This window comes from Mesorhizobium sp. B2-6-4, assembly GCF_006441495.1.
Lineage (GTDB): Bacteria > Pseudomonadota > Alphaproteobacteria > Rhizobiales > Rhizobiaceae > Mesorhizobium.
The window spans coordinates 81,808-97,948 of sequence record NZ_VFUE01000004.1 but is presented as its reverse complement, the minus strand read 5'-3'; the positions used below and the strand labels follow the sequence as shown (position 1 = coordinate 97,948).

The 16,141-nt window shown below is 58.2% G+C and carries 11 protein-coding genes and 2 pseudogenes; 6 read left to right on the top strand and 7 right to left on the bottom strand.

What is annotated here, in order from left to right:
* Positions 1–35: 35 nt before the first annotated feature.
* On the bottom strand, positions 36–236 hold the full coding sequence (locus tag FJ426_RS07025; RefSeq protein WP_140824896.1) for a DUF2892 domain-containing protein: 201 nt from the start codon (positions 234–236) through the stop codon (positions 36–38).
* 154 nt (positions 237–390) lie between these two features.
* Positions 391–1,698, bottom strand: coding sequence for an FAD/NAD(P)-binding oxidoreductase (locus tag FJ426_RS07020; RefSeq protein WP_140824893.1), 1,308 nt, complete (start codon positions 1,696–1,698; stop codon positions 391–393).
* 224 nt (positions 1,699–1,922) lie between these two features.
* On the opposite strand from FJ426_RS07020, the gene FJ426_RS07015 reads away from it, so the two are divergent.
* Both FJ426_RS07015 and FJ426_RS31720 read left to right on the top strand, forming a co-directional pair.
* Entirely contained in the window at positions 1,923–2,252 is a 330-nt protein-coding gene (locus FJ426_RS07015) for a metalloregulator ArsR/SmtB family transcription factor (RefSeq protein WP_140824889.1), read from the top strand.
* 241 nt (positions 2,253–2,493) lie between these two features.
* A pseudogene (locus FJ426_RS31720) lies at positions 2,494–2,595 on the top strand (transcriptional regulator); the annotation flags it as partial.
* A 254-nt stretch (positions 2,596–2,849) separates the two neighbouring features.
* Here FJ426_RS31720 and FJ426_RS07005 read toward each other — a convergent pair.
* From FJ426_RS07005 to FJ426_RS06995, 3 genes are all read right to left on the bottom strand, one after another.
* Entirely contained in the window at positions 2,850–3,266 is a 417-nt protein-coding gene (locus FJ426_RS07005; RefSeq protein WP_140825144.1) for a hemerythrin domain-containing protein, read from the bottom strand.
* A 368-nt stretch (positions 3,267–3,634) separates the two neighbouring features.
* The gene (dcm, locus tag FJ426_RS07000) at positions 3,635–5,668 is read right to left on the bottom strand and encodes a DNA (cytosine-5-)-methyltransferase (RefSeq protein WP_140824885.1); all 2,034 of its coding nucleotides are present in this window, start codon (positions 5,666–5,668) and stop codon (positions 3,635–3,637) included.
* A gap of 308 nt (positions 5,669–5,976) precedes the next feature.
* A complete protein-coding gene (locus FJ426_RS06995; protein WP_140824882.1) occupies positions 5,977–6,219 on the bottom strand; it encodes a hypothetical protein in 243 nt (80 codons plus the stop codon).
* A gap of 106 nt (positions 6,220–6,325) precedes the next feature.
* Here FJ426_RS06995 and FJ426_RS06990 point away from each other — a divergent pair, with 106 nt between their 5' ends.
* From FJ426_RS06990 to FJ426_RS06980, 3 genes are all read left to right on the top strand, one after another.
* The gene (locus tag FJ426_RS06990; RefSeq protein ID WP_181176924.1) at positions 6,326–6,958 is read left to right on the top strand and encodes a PIN domain-containing protein; all 633 of its coding nucleotides are present in this window, start codon (positions 6,326–6,328) and stop codon (positions 6,956–6,958) included.
* A 73-nt stretch (positions 6,959–7,031) separates the two neighbouring features.
* Positions 7,032–10,442 carry a TM0106 family RecB-like putative nuclease gene (locus FJ426_RS06985; RefSeq protein WP_140824875.1) on the top strand — a complete coding sequence of 1,137 codons (3,411 nt, stop codon included), beginning with the start codon at positions 7,032–7,034 and terminating at the stop codon, positions 10,440–10,442.
* Positions 10,443–10,538: 96 nt separating this feature from the next.
* Positions 10,539–11,204 carry a hypothetical protein gene (locus tag FJ426_RS06980; RefSeq protein WP_246675499.1) on the top strand — a complete coding sequence of 222 codons (666 nt, stop codon included), beginning with the start codon at positions 10,539–10,541 and terminating at the stop codon, positions 11,202–11,204.
* Between the two features lie 133 nt (positions 11,205–11,337).
* On the opposite strand, the gene FJ426_RS06975 is transcribed toward FJ426_RS06980, so the two are convergent.
* Together FJ426_RS06975 and FJ426_RS06970 are read right to left on the bottom strand one after the other, a co-directional pair.
* Positions 11,338–13,572 carry a DEAD/DEAH box helicase gene (locus FJ426_RS06975; protein ID WP_140824871.1) on the bottom strand — a complete coding sequence of 745 codons (2,235 nt, stop codon included), beginning with the start codon at positions 13,570–13,572 and terminating at the stop codon, positions 11,338–11,340.
* Positions 13,544–14,626 (bottom strand): annotated as a pseudogene (locus tag FJ426_RS06970) (ATP-binding protein); the annotation flags it as partial. The pseudogene FJ426_RS06970 and the gene FJ426_RS06975, both read right to left, overlap by 29 nt.
* A 274-nt stretch (positions 14,627–14,900) precedes the next feature.
* Between FJ426_RS06970 and FJ426_RS06965 the strand changes: the two are divergent.
* Entirely contained in the window at positions 14,901–15,392 is a 492-nt protein-coding gene (locus FJ426_RS06965; RefSeq protein ID WP_140824865.1) for a hypothetical protein, read from the top strand.
* The last annotated feature ends 749 nt before the right edge of the window (positions 15,393–16,141 follow it).

Below are 16,141 nucleotides of genomic sequence, written 5' to 3'. Positions count from 1 at the left end.
GCGCCGAGGAAGAAGAGCCTGCGCATTGCGTGCTCCTAGAACGCGCATCCCGGCTTGACGCCGAGCTTGCGGAAAACAATGGCCACCGGACAGAAACCGGTGAACGCCGACTGCAGCAGGTTGAGCCCAACAAAGACCGTCAGCCAGACAAATAGCGGGGAGACAAAGGCGGTGAGAATGACCGACAGAAGCACCATGATGCCGGCAAAGACGAGAACGGAACGGTCAAGCGACATAGCCATCTCCATTTGTATATGTTCATATCTAAATATATTAATGTTATCGTTGACCGCAAGAGGCGGCGTTGAATTTGCTGCTGGCGGTTGCGGACAATCGGAACGCCCGCCAGCCGCTATCCGCAGAAATGCCAGCCGAGCCGGCTTGTCCTGGTCAGGCGGCCGGCGCATCCGCAGACGTCTCGATCTTGATCTGCTTCAGCTTGTCAATGCCCAGTGCCTGCAGCGCCAGGCGCTCGTAGAAGGGTTCGGACTTTCCATTCCTGATCTTGTGCAGGAAATACTTCTCGAAACCGACCTTGGCGGTATGCACCCATTTGCCGGAGGATGACCAGTTGACGTTGCGTGGTGGGATCTGCGGCTGCGCCACGAAGGCGACGCCGGAATCGCCGAAATCGGCGAGGCAGACCGCATTCCACGTGCCTTGGGCATCGGGCTCGTCCCCCCTCACCAGCCGGCCAATGTTGCGGGCCGTCGCCGTGACCATGGATTCGATCATGAAGCCGGTTTTGGGGACACCCACCGGCACCGGTGTCTTGCCGATCGGCGGGATGGCGACGCAGACGCCGACGGCGAAGATTTCGGGAAAGGCCGGGTTGCGCTGGTGTTTATCTACTAGGATGAAGCCGCGTGGATTGGTGAGGCCTTCGATGCCGCGCACCGCTGCCACGCCGCGGAACGCCGGCAGCATCATGGCATAGACATGCGGCAATTCATGCGCCTGCCTGACCGAACCATCTTCGGCGATCTCCTGGACGAACATTTTGCCTGGCTCGACCTTGTCGACCTTGGCGTTGCAGATCCACTTAATGTGATGCTGGCGCATCTCGCTCTCGAGCAGGCCCTTGGTGTCGCCGACGCCATCGAGGCCGAGATGGCCGATATAGGGTTCCGAGGTGACGAAGGTCATGGGGACGCGATCGCGCACCTTGGCGTCACGCAGCGCCTTGTCGACGATGAAGGTGAATTCATAGGCCGGTCCGAAGCAGGACGCGCCCTGGACCGCGCCGATGACGACCGGGCCCGGCCTGGCGACGAGCGCGTCGAAGGCCGTTCTCGCCTTGATGGCATGATCGATGTGGCAGACTGACTGTGTGTTGTGCTCCGGCCCGAGACCTTCGATCTCGTCGAAGGCAAGCTCGGGACCTGTGGCGATAACCAGATAGTCGTAGGCGACCCTGCCCCCGTCATTGAGTTCGATGGAACGTTCAGCCGGATGAATGCGCCTCGCTCCTTGCGGATGGAAGCCGATGCCTCGCCGCGCCAGAACCGGAGCGAGGTCGACCTCGACCGCTGGCCTGTCGCGCCAGCCGACGGCAACCCAAGGATTGGACGGCACGAATGAATAGCGGCCGCCATTGTTGACCACGGAAACCCTGTGTTCCCTGGCCAGTTCGTCGCGAAGCTCGTAGGCCATGATGGTGCCTCCCAATCCGGCACCCAGGACGACAACATGCGCCATGCTCTTTCCTCCCTTGCGGCTCCGCTTGCAGCGATGCCGACGTTTTCGGTCTCCAAAGCTCACGGGCAACATTGGCCAGTCTGCGCCATTGCGGTCGGCCGCGACTTGATGCGGATCAATAAGGCTGCTTGGACCGGATTGCCGTTCGCATCGATCCGCTGGCTTGACAGGCGCCAGCGTCAAATTATTATTATTTGTAACTCTTAATATGATAATGTGTTCATATGCGCAATATAAAAATTATCGAATTGGGCAAGATGGCGCGGGAAGCGTCCGAGCTGCTCGCGGCCATGGCCAACGAGAAGCGCCTGATGATCCTGTGTCACCTGCTCGATGGCGAGACGAGCGTCAACGAACTGGCCGAGCTTGTCGATATGAACCAGTCGGCACTCTCGCAGCAGCTTTCAAAATTGCGAGCGCTCAAACTTGTGGACACAAGGCGTGATGCCCAGCAGGTCTATTACCGGCTGGCTTCGTCCAAAGTCGAACGTATCCTGCAAACGCTCTACGGCATCTATTGCGATCCCGAGGCCAAAACGGCCAAGACAAGGTGACGGCGGCGGCGTCAAACGCCTCTTAAATCGGCGGATTTATGCCTAGCCATCTCGTAGACAAGGTTAGCGCGGCAACACTGCGACCCCTGCCGCCAGCGTCACCGAGAGGTCGTCAGGGTCCAGCGGTCCGAACTGGAAGAGACCACTCGCGAGTGGTCAGAGAAGTGTCCCGCCCAGGCGCTGCAGCAACCACCACGACGACAAGAGCAAGCGATCGATTGGGCAGGAACAACGCAATCAGCGGGTCTTCACCCGCCTGAAGGACAGAGGCGTCATTCGCCTGCTCGGCCTCCGCAGCATCGAAATCCTCAAGCAGGATCTGCTGCTCGACATGGGCGAATAGCGCGCGCTTACCGCTCCAAACGAAGCCAGACGCAACGCCCAAAGGCGACTTAAAGGGACCCTACGGCGATGAACACCACACTTACCACCCATGCCGAATTGCCGGCTCTCGCGGTGTGCGCCTGATCGTGCCAACGGCACTCGTTTGTCGACTGTCAGCGCTCCTTACCCTGCTCACGCCGCTGAAGGCGTTCAAGCTCCAAACAAATCCTTTTAAACACTGCAAAATACCTGTGTTTATGGACGGGAACTAGTCTAGCCCGCATCGACAATCCCGATCATCGGCAAGACATGCTCGCGTTCAAACGCGATATGTCGGCGCACGCTTTCGAAGAAGCCACGCAGCATGAAGCCGACGGCTTCGGCATTCTTGACCGTCTCGCTACGGCCAATCGCCAGCAGAATTTCGGTCACCTCGCCCGCAAAGCATTCGTCTTCGACGTGTTCGGCGCGCAATCGCCGGGTTGAGGCAAGGTTGGCATTGCTGCCGGCCGCAGCGACCTCATAGGTAGGAAAAATGATCCTCTCTTCATATTGATGAATGCTGCGCAACAACGGGACGATTGCGTTGGCTGTGCTGAGGCACTTCAGGCGATCGACCCAAGGTAAGGAGTCGGCGATCTTTTCCAGGGCATCACAGAGCTGCAGCTTTTCCCCATGTGCGCACTTCATAACCGCGTTTGGGGTCGCCCCTCTGCCTGATGGGCCAGCAAATGTCGAATTTTCAAGACCTGCTTCAAACAGCGATGATCCACGTTCTCTGGCTCCGTTCAATGGCAGCCTCCCGATATTTGCTTGATTGACGCTGCCTAATCCAAAGGCACGAGGCTCTGACATGGATCAAGGCAGTGGCGTGTCGGCTGCCGAATTGGTGTCCCTGCGGATTGGTGTCCGCGCGTCCAAATTCGCGGTCGGGGACTATCTCTTGAAGACTGGCACACGGCGCTGTTAGCTGCCGACTTCATGTCAACATTGGGATGGCGATGGAGGGCATGCCATCCCAATGCTTCAGCTCTATCCCGCGAATGCGTGTGACGTCCTTAGCAATCGGGAACGGTATCCAGTTGATTACTCACCCGGGCAAGCATGTTGAGCTTCAGCCTGCCGTTGTGCTTGCCAGGCAGCGGTGATCGCAGGGCCTGTGCGTAGTCAAAGTTCACTCCGGTGAGGGCACTGTAAATCGCCAGGCCGACAGCCCGTGCCATTACAGGCGGCAGAGCGTTGCCGATTTGACGTTTTTGCGGGTGTTGCGTGCCGCAGAATAGCCAGTCGTCAGGAAAACCTTGAAGCCGAGCGCCCATTTTCATCGTGAATTGGAAAGGCGCATCTTTCGGATGGTTCGCCGAGGGGGGGCTCTTTGCGATTCCCAAGGGATTGATCCCGAGAGCCAGCCATTTCTCAAGGCCCAGTTTGGCACTGAACGCCAGCCTTCCGGATTGCTCGGACCCACCGAGGATTGTCGGGCCGATCTTGTTCGCCGTGCTCCTGGCCCACCCCTCCGCGCCTTCCCATCCGTTAGCGGCTACGAGATCGATTAGAGCTTCGCCGACGGTCGTTCTCCATTCGGGGAATCTCGGCGGCATACGGAAGCGGCCGATGGGAACATCCCGAAATCCCACGAACGCTACCCTTGGCCGATTTTGAGCCAATCCGTAGTCGCTGCCAAAGAAGCTGAATACCTGCGTGTCGTAACCAAGCTCCTTGAACTTCCGATGAAGTTCCGCACGATAAGCTGAGTTTGCCCTGAAGGCGAACCCCTCGACGTTTTCGAAGAAAAAGGCTTTTGGAGCGACCTCGCCGACAATCCGCACAGCTTCCATAAAGAGATCGCGGTCATCCGCGTGGCCCCTCTGCAAGCCCATGCTTGAGTGAGGCTGGCAAGGGACGCCGCCGGCGACCAGGTCGATTTTTCCGCGGTATGAAGTAAAATCCACTTTTGCAATGTCGCCCTGCCGGACCGGACCGAGCGTCCGGTTGGCCTTCAGGGTCGCGACCGCATTCTTGTTTTGCTCGTAGATGCAGACGGCGTCGAAACCTGCGGCGTGGAGTCCGAGTGCTTGGCCTCCCGCACCAGCGCAAATCTCAATCGAGTTGAGCCGATAGGGAGGGTCGATCACCGTTTGTGCGACTGCGGCAGACAATTTCCTATGCTTCAACTGCTCTTTCGAAATACCACTGTCGTTGAAAAGCCAGATCACGCTTTCCACCACAGCGCGGTCGAGGAAGTCGTGGCTGGTGTCGTATGGGTTGCCGCTGTCCGGATCGACCGACTGGAATTCTCCCAGGGCCAAGCTCTTCAGGCTGTCGTGCGCCCGAGCAAGCCAAACAGCCTCGTCGGAATTGCCCTGGTAGTTGTATTCCCATGGGGCCGGCAGCGCTGCTGTATCGAAAAGCAGCTCGAAGCGCGCAAGGCAATCGCCAGCTTCTTGCATCAAGGAAGAGCGCTTTGCGACCAAAGATTCGCGTGTGGTATCGTCGTAACCGCCATTGTAGAAATCAACGAGTGCTTGCGCGAACGGCAGAAACTGCCCGCCGAAGGATTCGACTTCCGACTGCGCTTTCATCTCCGCCGCTGAACGCAGCGCCTTCCGGCGTCGGAGTTCCTGCTCGACACCAGGGTCCTTTGCATCGTTGACATGGCGGCGCCTGATTGCCGCCACGTCGTTTGAGTGCACGAAACTTCCTAGCGCGATCCTTTCAACGACTTCGTCCCTGACAGCTGTCGGGGCCGCGACCAGGGCTTTGACGGTGGCGAAGGAAACCGCCCCCTTCATGATCGTCTCGCGATGAGTCCCTAGGGTTTCAGAGAATTTCAGATAGGTTCGGAGATCGCTTCTATGCAGGCCGCACTCGGAAACGAGAAACGCCTTTAGCTTGGATTCCGGCAGTTCGTTGCGAGCGGCGTCGAGCTCCGACGCGATATCGAGAAACGCTTTAGTCATCGCCTTCTGGCGGGCGCGTACACGCTCTTTGATTGCGTGCAGCCTGTCGCTCTGGGTATCAGCTGGCACCACCTTGGCGCCTTCCGGCCGGTCGGCCACGTTTTCGTATGACTGAGTTTCGTTGAAGTCCACTTTGCTCTCCCCGGTTGCGAGCGGACTTGTGGATGCCAATCCCCTTCGGTGGCATCAAAAACGTCGATAAAATTTGAAGGATTTATCGATTTTATCGAGAGCAATCAAATAATCCGAGAGTGTTCTTCGCCCGGTTTCCCACTTGCTACATTTGGATCCGTGCAAGTTGTCTTGCCAGGATAGCGAACTATTCCCGCGCCTCCTGTTGGAATGGAACCAAATGTTTCTCTCAGTCAGTCCGGTCCGTAGTTCAGCAGCGGCTTCAAAAACGCGGCCGCAATGACCCGACCTGACTCACAATGGAGAACTCAATCTTCCAGAACGTCCGTTGTTTCCAGAGGCCCGCCTTTCGTCAGAAGGCCTTTCGCAATAGGCGACGACCCGGCGCGCTCAAGGGTGACTTTGAACACTCGCCGATTGTCGCGGACCGTCTGGGGGCCGCTTTGCGCCGCCGCCGCGAGAAGGTCATCAAACCGTTCGCGGGCTTCGCGCACGTTCCAGACCCTGGTCCTCTTGCTCGATCCAGCCAGATCGCGGGGAGCACGCCCCATTCGAAACCTCCTGCCGTCCGGCTCATTAACGGATTGCCGGTGACTCTTAAATATGAGTCCCATCACCTTAACACTGCGGACAGTTTCTGTGAGCCCACGATCGACAATGTACGTGCTCGACACGAACGTGCTGAGCGCATTGGCCCACAAGCGGCCCAATCCCAAGGTCGTTGACTGGGTTGGCAATCTTCGCGCCCCTATCGCCATTCCCTTCAGCGCTGTATTTGAAATACAGAGGGGAATTTCCATGCTCAAGCCTAAGGATGCACCACGGGCCGCTAGCCTTGCGAAATGGCTGAAATCAATGCTCGAGTCCGATGTAATCTTTCTTGCGATGGATGCCCCCGTTGCCCAACTCTATGCAGACATGACTCTGGTCCCTGCTTTGCAGGACCTTTGGGTTCCTTGCAAGAACGCTAAGAAGCCTGGGCAAGACCTCGCGATCGCAGCAACCGCGATCGCCCACCGCGCCGTTGTCGCCTCCATGAATACTAAGGACTTTGTCCGTATCGACCGCTATTTCCGGCTCCGCGGTTTGTTCAACCCCGACTGCGGTAAGTGGGACATTCCCCTTGTAAGTGCCCGGAGGTCATCAGCGACCCACACACATGAAAGGGAGCAGCAGCGGTGGCACCATCGCCCCCTGCCCCGGCAACGAAGCAGGCTCTTTCCTGTGTGCCCGCGGTTTCCATTTTCCCTGGCGTCGCGGGCAACAACCGAGAACTTGGCAGTCATATGATGACAACCGCAGAAATCAATGTCGGACCCTTCTTTTCGTTTGATCGAAGCGCCGATTTCTCTGAGCTCGCGTCATGAGACGGTCGGGGCACGGAATCCAATTAAGTGCGACCGACTTGGTCGGCCATCTGAATTGCCGCCATCTCACGAGCCTAGACTTGGCAGTCGCTCAGGGCACGCTTGCCAAGCCAGCTTCTTACGATCCCTTTCTTGAAATCCTTCGGGAACGAGGTGCGCTTCACGAGCAAGCGTATATCGACCATCTGAAAACTTCGGGCCTGGATGCCGTGCGCATTGAAGGCATCGATATCACGGCGACAACGGCTGGACAGACACTCGATGCGATGCGCGCTGGAACACCCGTTATCGTCCAAGGAGCCCTGTTGAACGGACGGTGGAGCGGCCGAACAGATGTGCTTCTCCGCGTTGAGACACCATCAGCGCTTGGATCCTGGTCCTATGAGGCAGTCGACACCAAGTTGGCTCGCGAGACAAAGGGAGGTACCGTCCTCCAGCTTTGCCTCTATTCCGATCTGCTCGCCGACGCTCAGGGGCTGGCACCTGAACTCATGCACGTGGTTCCGCCATGGGCGGATTTTAAGCCACAGCAGTATCGCTTCGCCGATTACGGCGCGTTCTATCGCAGGGCTAAATCGGGGCTTGAGCTGACTGTCGATTCAGCAGCCGGCTCCGCCACTTATCCCGACCCCAACAGTCATTGCGACGTTTGTCGCTGGAGCACGCAATGCGATAATCGACGTCGAGTTGACGATCATCTCTGTCTCGTTGCTGGGATATCCAAGGTGCAGATCAACGAGCTGAAAACCCGCGACGTCGGCGCAATGGAATCGCTAGCCGCTATGCCCCTGCCCCTGCAATGGAAGCCCGAGCGCGGCTCGGCTCATTCCTACGAGCGTATCCGCGAGCAAGCACGGTTGCAGGTGGAGGCGAGAGCCAGTGGCAGCCTCGGCTTCGAACTCCTTCCCGTAGTAGCAGGCTTCGGGCTAACCTGCCTTCCCGAGCCATCGCATGGCGATGTCTTCCTCGATCTGGAAGGCGATCCGTTCGTCGGCGAGCACGGGCTTGAGTATCTCTTTGGATATCATTTCAGAAATGAATCGGGCGAATGGAGTTACGTCGGAGACTGGGCGTTCACCCGTGCCGACGAAAAGCTGGCATTCGAAGCCTTCATCGACTTCGTGACGAAGCGTCGGGAGGCGTATCCGGAACTGCACGTCTACCACTACGCACCCTACGAGCCTGGTGCGCTGAAACGGCTGATGGGCCGATACGCGACGCGTGAAGAAGAATTCGACAACATGCTACGGTCGAAGCTGTTCGTCGATCTTTACGGCGTTGTCCGCAACGGCCTTCGCGCAAGCGTTGAAAGCTATTCGATCAAAAGGCTGGAACCGTTTTATCGGTACGCGCGCGAAACAGCACTTCAGGATGCAAACGTTGCACTGCTCAGTCTCCAGTCGAGCCTGGAACTCGGACATCCGGACAGAATTCGCGAAGAAGACCGATCGGTGGTCGAGAGCTACAACCGCGACGATTGCATATCGACGCAGTTTCTTCGTGACTGGCTGGAAATGCTTCGCTCACAGGCGATCGCTGCTGGTGAAATCATTGTCCGGCCGCAGCCTGGCGACGAAACAGCGAGCGAAAATGTCACGGCATGGCTCGCGAAGATCGGGCCGCTGATCGAGCGGCTAACCGCGGACGTGCCGGCCGACCCGGAAGAGCGCGACGCCGAGCAGCACGCTCGATGGATACTCGCCAACATTCTCGATTGGCATCGGCGCGAAGCAAAGGCGACGTGGTGGGAGTTCTTTCGCCTTCGCGATCTCTCGGCAGAAGAGCTGATGGATGAACGCAGCGGCCTGTCGGGCCTCACCTTCCTCGGCGAAGTCCCTGGGGCTGGAAAGCTTCCGACGCACCGCTATTCATTTATCCCGCAGGAAACAGACATTCGCGTGGAGGACGACCTGCACAATGTCGGTGGCGACAAGATTGGAACCACGGTTGCGGTATCGCAGCAGAACCGTACGATCGACATCAAGAAGGCAGGCAAGTCCGTCGGTGTTCATCCCCAGGCGATCTACGGCTCCAAGAATTTCGGTTCTGATGAACAGGCCAATTCCCTCGTGCGTATCGGCGAATACGTGGCGGACTATGGGTTAGCTGGCGAAGGGTCATATTGCGCGGCGCGCGATCTACTGCTGCGCCTGGCGCCGCGTCTGGGGGGTGAGCCGATCAAGACCGATGGGGAGACTACCTTGGCCGCGGCGATGCGGGTTGCCACGCTGTTCGACGGCGGCATCTTCCCCATACAAGGCCCCCCGGGCACCGGGAAATCGTTCACTGGCGCGCGGATGGTATGCGCGCTTGTTCGCGAAGGTAAGACCGTCGGGATCACCGCAAACAGCCACAAAGTCATCAGGAACCTGATCGACAAGGTCATCGAGGCAGCAGACGAATTAGACGTCGACCTGACGTGCATCGTGAAGCCGAAAGAGGTGGAGGCCAATCAGCACCGCTTGCTCTTCGCGAAGAACAATGTCGACGTGTATGGAGCGTTGAGCGGGCCATGCAAGGTCGCCGGAGGAACGAGCTTTCTCTGGTCACGGGCCGATGCGTTTGCATCTGTCGACGTTCTCGTCGTGGACGAAGCGGCACAGATGTCCCTCGCAAACGTGCTGGCGGTTTCGCAGGCAGCACACACGGTTGTTTTGCTTGGCGATCCTCAGCAGTTGGATCAACCGATGCAGGGAAGTCATCCGGACGGAACCGACGTGTCGGCGCTGAATCACATTCTCGCCGGCGGGAAAACGATCGCCGCCGGGCAAGGGCTGTTTCTCGAAGAGACCTGGCGGCTCCACCCCGATATATGCGCTTTCACATCGGAGCTGTTCTATGAGGGCAAACTGAAATCAAAGGACGGCCTTGACGGCCAGATCGTATCAAGCGGTCCGATACAAAGGTCCGGCCTGCGGCACATCCCGGTAAGCCACAGCGGAAATCAGAACTCATCCCCGGAAGAGGCTGTCGTCATCCGCGACCTCGTGAACCACATCCTGCAGTCGAATACGCATTGGGTCGATCGGGACGGGAAAAAGACTCCGATCACGCCAGATGATATTCTAATCATCACGCCATACAACGCGCAGGTCTTTGAAATCCAACAGCGCCTGCCCAGCGCCAGGGTCGGTACGGTGGACAAGTTTCAGGGTCAGGAGGCGCCGATTGCGATTTATTCGATGGCGACTTCAACTCACGCAGACGCTCCGCGAGGCATGGATTTCCTTTACAGCCTTAATCGCTTCAACGTCGCAACGTCACGGGCCAAATGCCTGTCGATTCTCGTAGCTTCACCCCAGGTGTTCGAAGCGGAATGCAGGACGCCGCGTCAGATGCAGCTTGCCAATGCGTTCTGCCGATATCTCGAGATGTGCTCGGCAATCCAACTGCCTATAACGCACTGACCCAGAAGGCCACGGCTTCGCGGTTAAGACTTGGACCGAAGTATGAATGAACACTGACCGTCTCTCGACATGAGTTTTGATAAGGAGTTGCAGGGTATGGGCGAGATCAATCTTACGGACAGTGAAAAACATGCCCTGCAGGCCATCGATGAACGCGAGTTGGACAACCTGATCGATCAAGCGGTGAAAGAAGAGCATTTAGGAGTCATGCATCGTCTACCTCTCTCCAGCTGCGGAATCTATGCCGGAACAAAGCTCCATTACTTCGAAGCGGCTTTGCGGGAATACCGTGAGTCCAAGTCAGCCAAAAAGCGCGAGGAGAAGCATTATCAGGCCACGCGTGCCGGGAGTGATCTGTCCTTCGCCTTTAGATCCATGAAGCAACGTATGGAAACCGAAGAGCGGGAGGGACAGCTTTTCCATGTCGATGATAATATCTCTGCGCCTTACCGCTTTAGCAAGAACCTGGAGGTCAGGATCTCCTATCGGTGGCGCCGCACCGTTGAGGACGCTTGGACGCCCGGCAGCATAACGTTCCATCATGAGGTCTATCCGCGCCCTGTCTATACGTTGCCACGTCCCAAGCGAAAGCCGAGCGTCGCAAAACAAGCCCAGGATCTACAGGATGAACTGCATCAGACATGGGTGCACTTTATGAGAATAGCGCTTTACACTGTCAGGGATTACTTCAGGGAGGGAGGCGCGGAAGCAAAGTCCCTGAAACGTTCCAATCCACAACCGATTCTCACACTCGGGGGCTGAACAACCACAGCGCCAAGTTCTGGCACGAACAGCCCTAGGCTTTGGCCTGACGCGCGAGTGCGGCCCGCCAATCCAGTCGGTCGCTGCGACGTGACCGTTGCCTCGACGGTCGCGTGACAGAGCGGCGAGAGCTTCAAAGTTTGGACGCGAGCACTTCCCTTGCCACCATCCCAAGGTCTTGTCCGATTCTTGAATGCGCCCTTGCCCACAGCCGTCTCAGCAAGGTTTCCGGCACCATCTCGTCGAATTTCGCTGTCCGAAGGTTCTCCACGAAACCCGCGATCGATTGAATGTCCGGCGGCCGCTCGGCAACCTGCCGAAGGATTGCAACAGCTTCATCTGGCGTCGTCTCGATGACGGTGACCCCGACGTCGAGAACCACGCATTCCAATCCAGCCGAAACCAGAGCGAAGGCCAAGACCGAATTCGCGTCCGTTCCTCTCCACGTGAGGATATGGGTGTCCTTGCCTGCGCGCAGAAACCGTGATTGATCCAGCCCCAACAGCTTGTATGCTGCCCTTCCCTGCTCAAGGAAATCGGTTGCGGCTCCATCGAGATAGGCAGGGATTTCCGTCGACGACAGAACCGTCTGCATCTCGGTCGCAAGCCGGTCGTGAATCGGTTCGTTCATTAGGGCGTCGAATTTCGGAATCTTTCCGGATCGGTGCCTTTCGACTTCAATCACTTTTCCCCGGTCGTCCACGGCGACGATGCGCCACCGCTGGCCCGCGAACGAAATTACAGCGCCGACTCCCACTGGATTGGAGACAGGGATCGTCCCTAACGTGCGCCCTCCAGAGACCAGTCGCCACTCCTCGTCCGTCGAGAAAATGGCGTAGAAATCACGTGCGCTCGTGAGCTGTTCGCCGATCTCGCCAAGCATGATCGTCCCGTCTGGCGCCTGCTCGATCAGCCTTTGTTCCGGCGACGCCATTGTCCGGAGAAGCTCCACGTAGTCAGTCTTGTCGAGCGCGGACAACGGCCCGGCACCGCATAGCAATCGGTACAACCGGTCAGCACGCGCGCCGCCTTCCTGGACAATCACTGAAAGCGTCTGGTGAAGCACCACCGTTGCGGTAGCGCTGTCCGTCGACGGGGGCTCGACGAACCGTTCAATCAGGAGACGGACTGAGGCGGTCGCTCGCACTGTCTCCAACCTCAGCCGATCTAGAGGATCGGAATCCGCGGCGAGGCTTCGCTCGCGCACATAGATCCGGAGAACGGCCGGGATGCCACGCCGGCGTCCGCTGCGTCCAAGCCTCTGGCGCAATGACGCCAACGACCGCGGGGCGCCGATCTGTGCCACCGATTTGACCGAACCGATGTCGATACCGAGTTCGAGCGTCGTCGTCGCCACGCCCGTGGTGGGAACATCGCCTTTCTTCAGCCGATCCTCAAGCTCCTCTCTAAGTTCCCTCGACAAGCTCCCGTGATGCGGGAAGAATTCGTTGGGCACGGCGGCTTTTTCGGACCGGATGCGGAGTCGGTCGGCCAACGCCTCGACACGCTTTCTCGATCCGGCGAAAGCAAGGTTGTTGGATCCCCGCAGGTTCGCAAAGACATGGTCGGCAATGAGATCGAGGGCGGTTGGGGGGCCTTCTTCGTTCTCAAGGCCATCGGAGTCTTCGACTTCCTCGGAATCGGCGTACGCCCTAACCTGAAGACGGAGCTCCGGTGAATCGGCTGCAGATTCGACGATCGCTACATAAGAAGGGTTCTCAGGCCGGAGCCAGAGCGCGGCGACGGCAAGGTCGCCGATCGTGGCCGAGAGGCCGATACGCCTCGCCGGCTTCACAGCCAAATCGTCCAGCCGACGGAGAAGGCTCGCGAGGTGCAGCCCCCGAGGTCCATCGAGGAAAGCATGCAATTCATCGACGACAATGAAGTCCAGCGAAGCCAACATCGCCTTAGCGTCGCCCGGACGGCGGAGCAGCATGGCCTCAATGGATTCCGGAGTGATCAGGACGAGACCGCGCGGATCGCGCCTCGCTCGCTGCTTCGCGGACTGCGGAGCGTCTCCATGCCAGCGGACTACGTCGATCTCCATCCGCTCGCATAGGTCATCGAGGCGGCGGAACTGATCGTTGATGAGGGCCTTGAGCGGGCTGACATATAGGACGGAAAAGCCGCTTTCTTTCCGATCAGCAACCTTCGTAAGGATCGGCAGGAAAGCCGCTTCCGTTTTTCCGGCTGCCGTGGCGGCAGCGATCAGGACGTCGTTCTCGCCGTTCAGGATCGCGGCGATCGCCTTGTCCTGGACGTCGCGCAGTTCCTCCCACTTCCGTTCCCAGATCCAGCGCCGGATGGTCTCATGTAGCTTGTCAAAGCCGGAACGTTCCTCAGAGCCTGATGCTGGCAAGATTATCATCCCCGCCCTCGGCGCTACCTTCGCTTTCGTCGGCTGACGGGTTCTCGACGTCAGGCGCGACGTCGACCCGCCCGAGAAGGCTTTCCCACCCTGTTCCAGGGTTCTGTTCAAGGACCGCCAAGAACTGGACGAACGCCTTGATCGTGTTGCGAGGCGTCCTGAAATAAGCCTCGCCGACGTGTTTGCTGCAATGTTCCATAAACGCCGGAAGCGCCTCATCCGGTACCAGATGCGTTGCCGGATCGCCATGTGCGAACACAGACCGGATATTGGACAAGAGAATAAGGAGATCCTCGGGCGTAAGGCTCTGCAAGCGAAGCACAGGGCCGGACAGGTCGACGAGGCCGTTCGTCGCGAAGGCGTTCTCCGCGAGACGCGACTGCAGTGCGGCGTAACTGTAAAGGCCCCGGCGAGTGTCCATAAGGAATTCGGGGGTGCCACCGAACACGAAGCCGATGCCGCCGAAATTCCCCTGAAGGACGTCGTTGAGCATGCGCAGAATTTGCTCAAAGTTCTGGTTGCGTGCCTGCGCGCTCTGGAGCTTGTACAAGTTCACCATTTCATCGAAGACAATGAGCAGGCCGGCGTACCCGGCGAGCTTGACGAATGCCGCGAGCAATTTCAGCGCGTCATAAATGTCATTGTCATCGATGATGGTCCTGACGCCCAGCGCCTGCCTTGCTTCTGTCTTCGTTGAATACTCGCCGCGCAGCCACCGTAGCGCTGATGTCTTGAGGACCTCGTCACCCTCCTCGCTGCCTCGCCAGTAGGCTTTCAACACGGTCGCATAGTCATAGCCGCCGACCTCCTCCTGAAGATGGGCTAGGCGTTCGTCTATGACGCGCTCGACAGGGACGCTTTTCCTTCCCGCTTCGTTCATGCAGTCAGTCACGAAACGCTCGACAACGCTCGGCAGCGCGCCTCCCTCGGGCTTCGTCCTGGTAGCCATGTTCCGGACAGCCTCGGCATAGAGTCCCCTCGCCTGGCCGGCGGACGCATGAATCCTCCGATCGGGCCCAAGGTCGGCATGGATAGTCACGCATTTCCGTTCGAGGAGTTGCGCGGGCACCGCGCGGAACGGCGAAATACTTCACCGCGGAATCGCCCAGTCTATACGGGACGGCGCTATAGTAGGCGCTCGCAAGTGGGGACAACGGACTCTTGCCTATGAAGCCGCGAATTCTCAACAAGAGACGCGGTCGGAGCAGCAAGCAAAGCCAAGCTCGGAGCCGCTCCATCGTCGAGTTTGCTATCGTTGCACGATTCACCAACTCGTAGTCCCCAGGGTCGCCAGTGAAAAAGGTCTCGCTGTCGACAAGAATGAAATCTTGCGCGAGATCCTCCTCGTGACCCGGATTGAGTTTGCGACCTGGAACATCAAGCAGCTTGATCGCCATACCGTGCGCATCGGCATCACGGTCGTCCTGAACACGACCATTGGAGAAGCGCACGAGCGCGGAATAGTCGCGAGCCTCGGCGAAAACACCGCGACGCAGCGATGCCGGGCAATCGTCGCGCACGCGGAAGGTCGCGGCAACACAGCCGTGGTGTTTCCTATGCTGTCCCCGCCGCGCTGCGCCCGGCTTGTGTGGGACAGAGCTGAGGTTGAGCTGCGACAGCCGCTCGATCGCGCTCCGCTCGTCACCCGGTTTCAAGGTGAAAGCCACGAGATGCGCAGTTCCTCCCCGCAAAATCGGGAACAAACGCGGCTGCGCAAATGTCCTAGTCCAGAACAACGACTGGTCAATACTTCCCCCCGGCGAGCGAGCACCCGAGGATCACCATATACACCGAATCCAAAATTGAAATCTAAAGTTTAGTCAAAACTGATAGAAACCTCCGCGAGGGACACCTCTCTGAGAGATTTGAACGCGTTTTGGGGCGCTGGCTCGGGAATCTCCTGATGTACGTCGTCGCTCACTCCTAATTCCTATCGACTAAGTAGATCGGTGACATAATTGCGAACTGATCCCGTTCTATAGGTGCCGGACGACTGCGAGGAAATCCTTGAAGCTTGCAATGCCGTCGGCGATCAGCTGATTGATTGTGCTGCACCTAGTATTTGGATGATAAGGGCCTTGCACCCCGTGCTTTGCAAGGTGCCGTCCCACTATGGGACGAACGCGGCGCCATAGGAAACGGGCGTCCTAACGACCAATAATCGGGCCAGGTAAAAGGTGCGCTTGCCAGCAGGAAGCAATTCTGAGAAAGGCTTGGTTGCAACACTGAATTTCTATGAATAATGCCCTCCCGACCCTACCAATCGAAAAGAATCGATGAACTCGAACGCATTTTCAAAGAGATGCGATCCGATGGACCTACGCTCGAGCTGTTGTGGCGAGAACTAGAGCACCGCTCGACGCATCGAGCCGGGCAACTCCAGAGAAATGTGGCAGCAGCCCGTAAAGTGGCCGGACGAGCAAAGTCCGGTCGGACGCCGGATTGGCGCGACGCCATGCAAACGCAATTGCAGCTCACCGGAACTGATCTAGCATCTTCGCAGTGTGAAACGAGGAATCCGGGGTCACTTCCCAATCGCATGTGTGATACCAACGTATCCGGGGTGGAC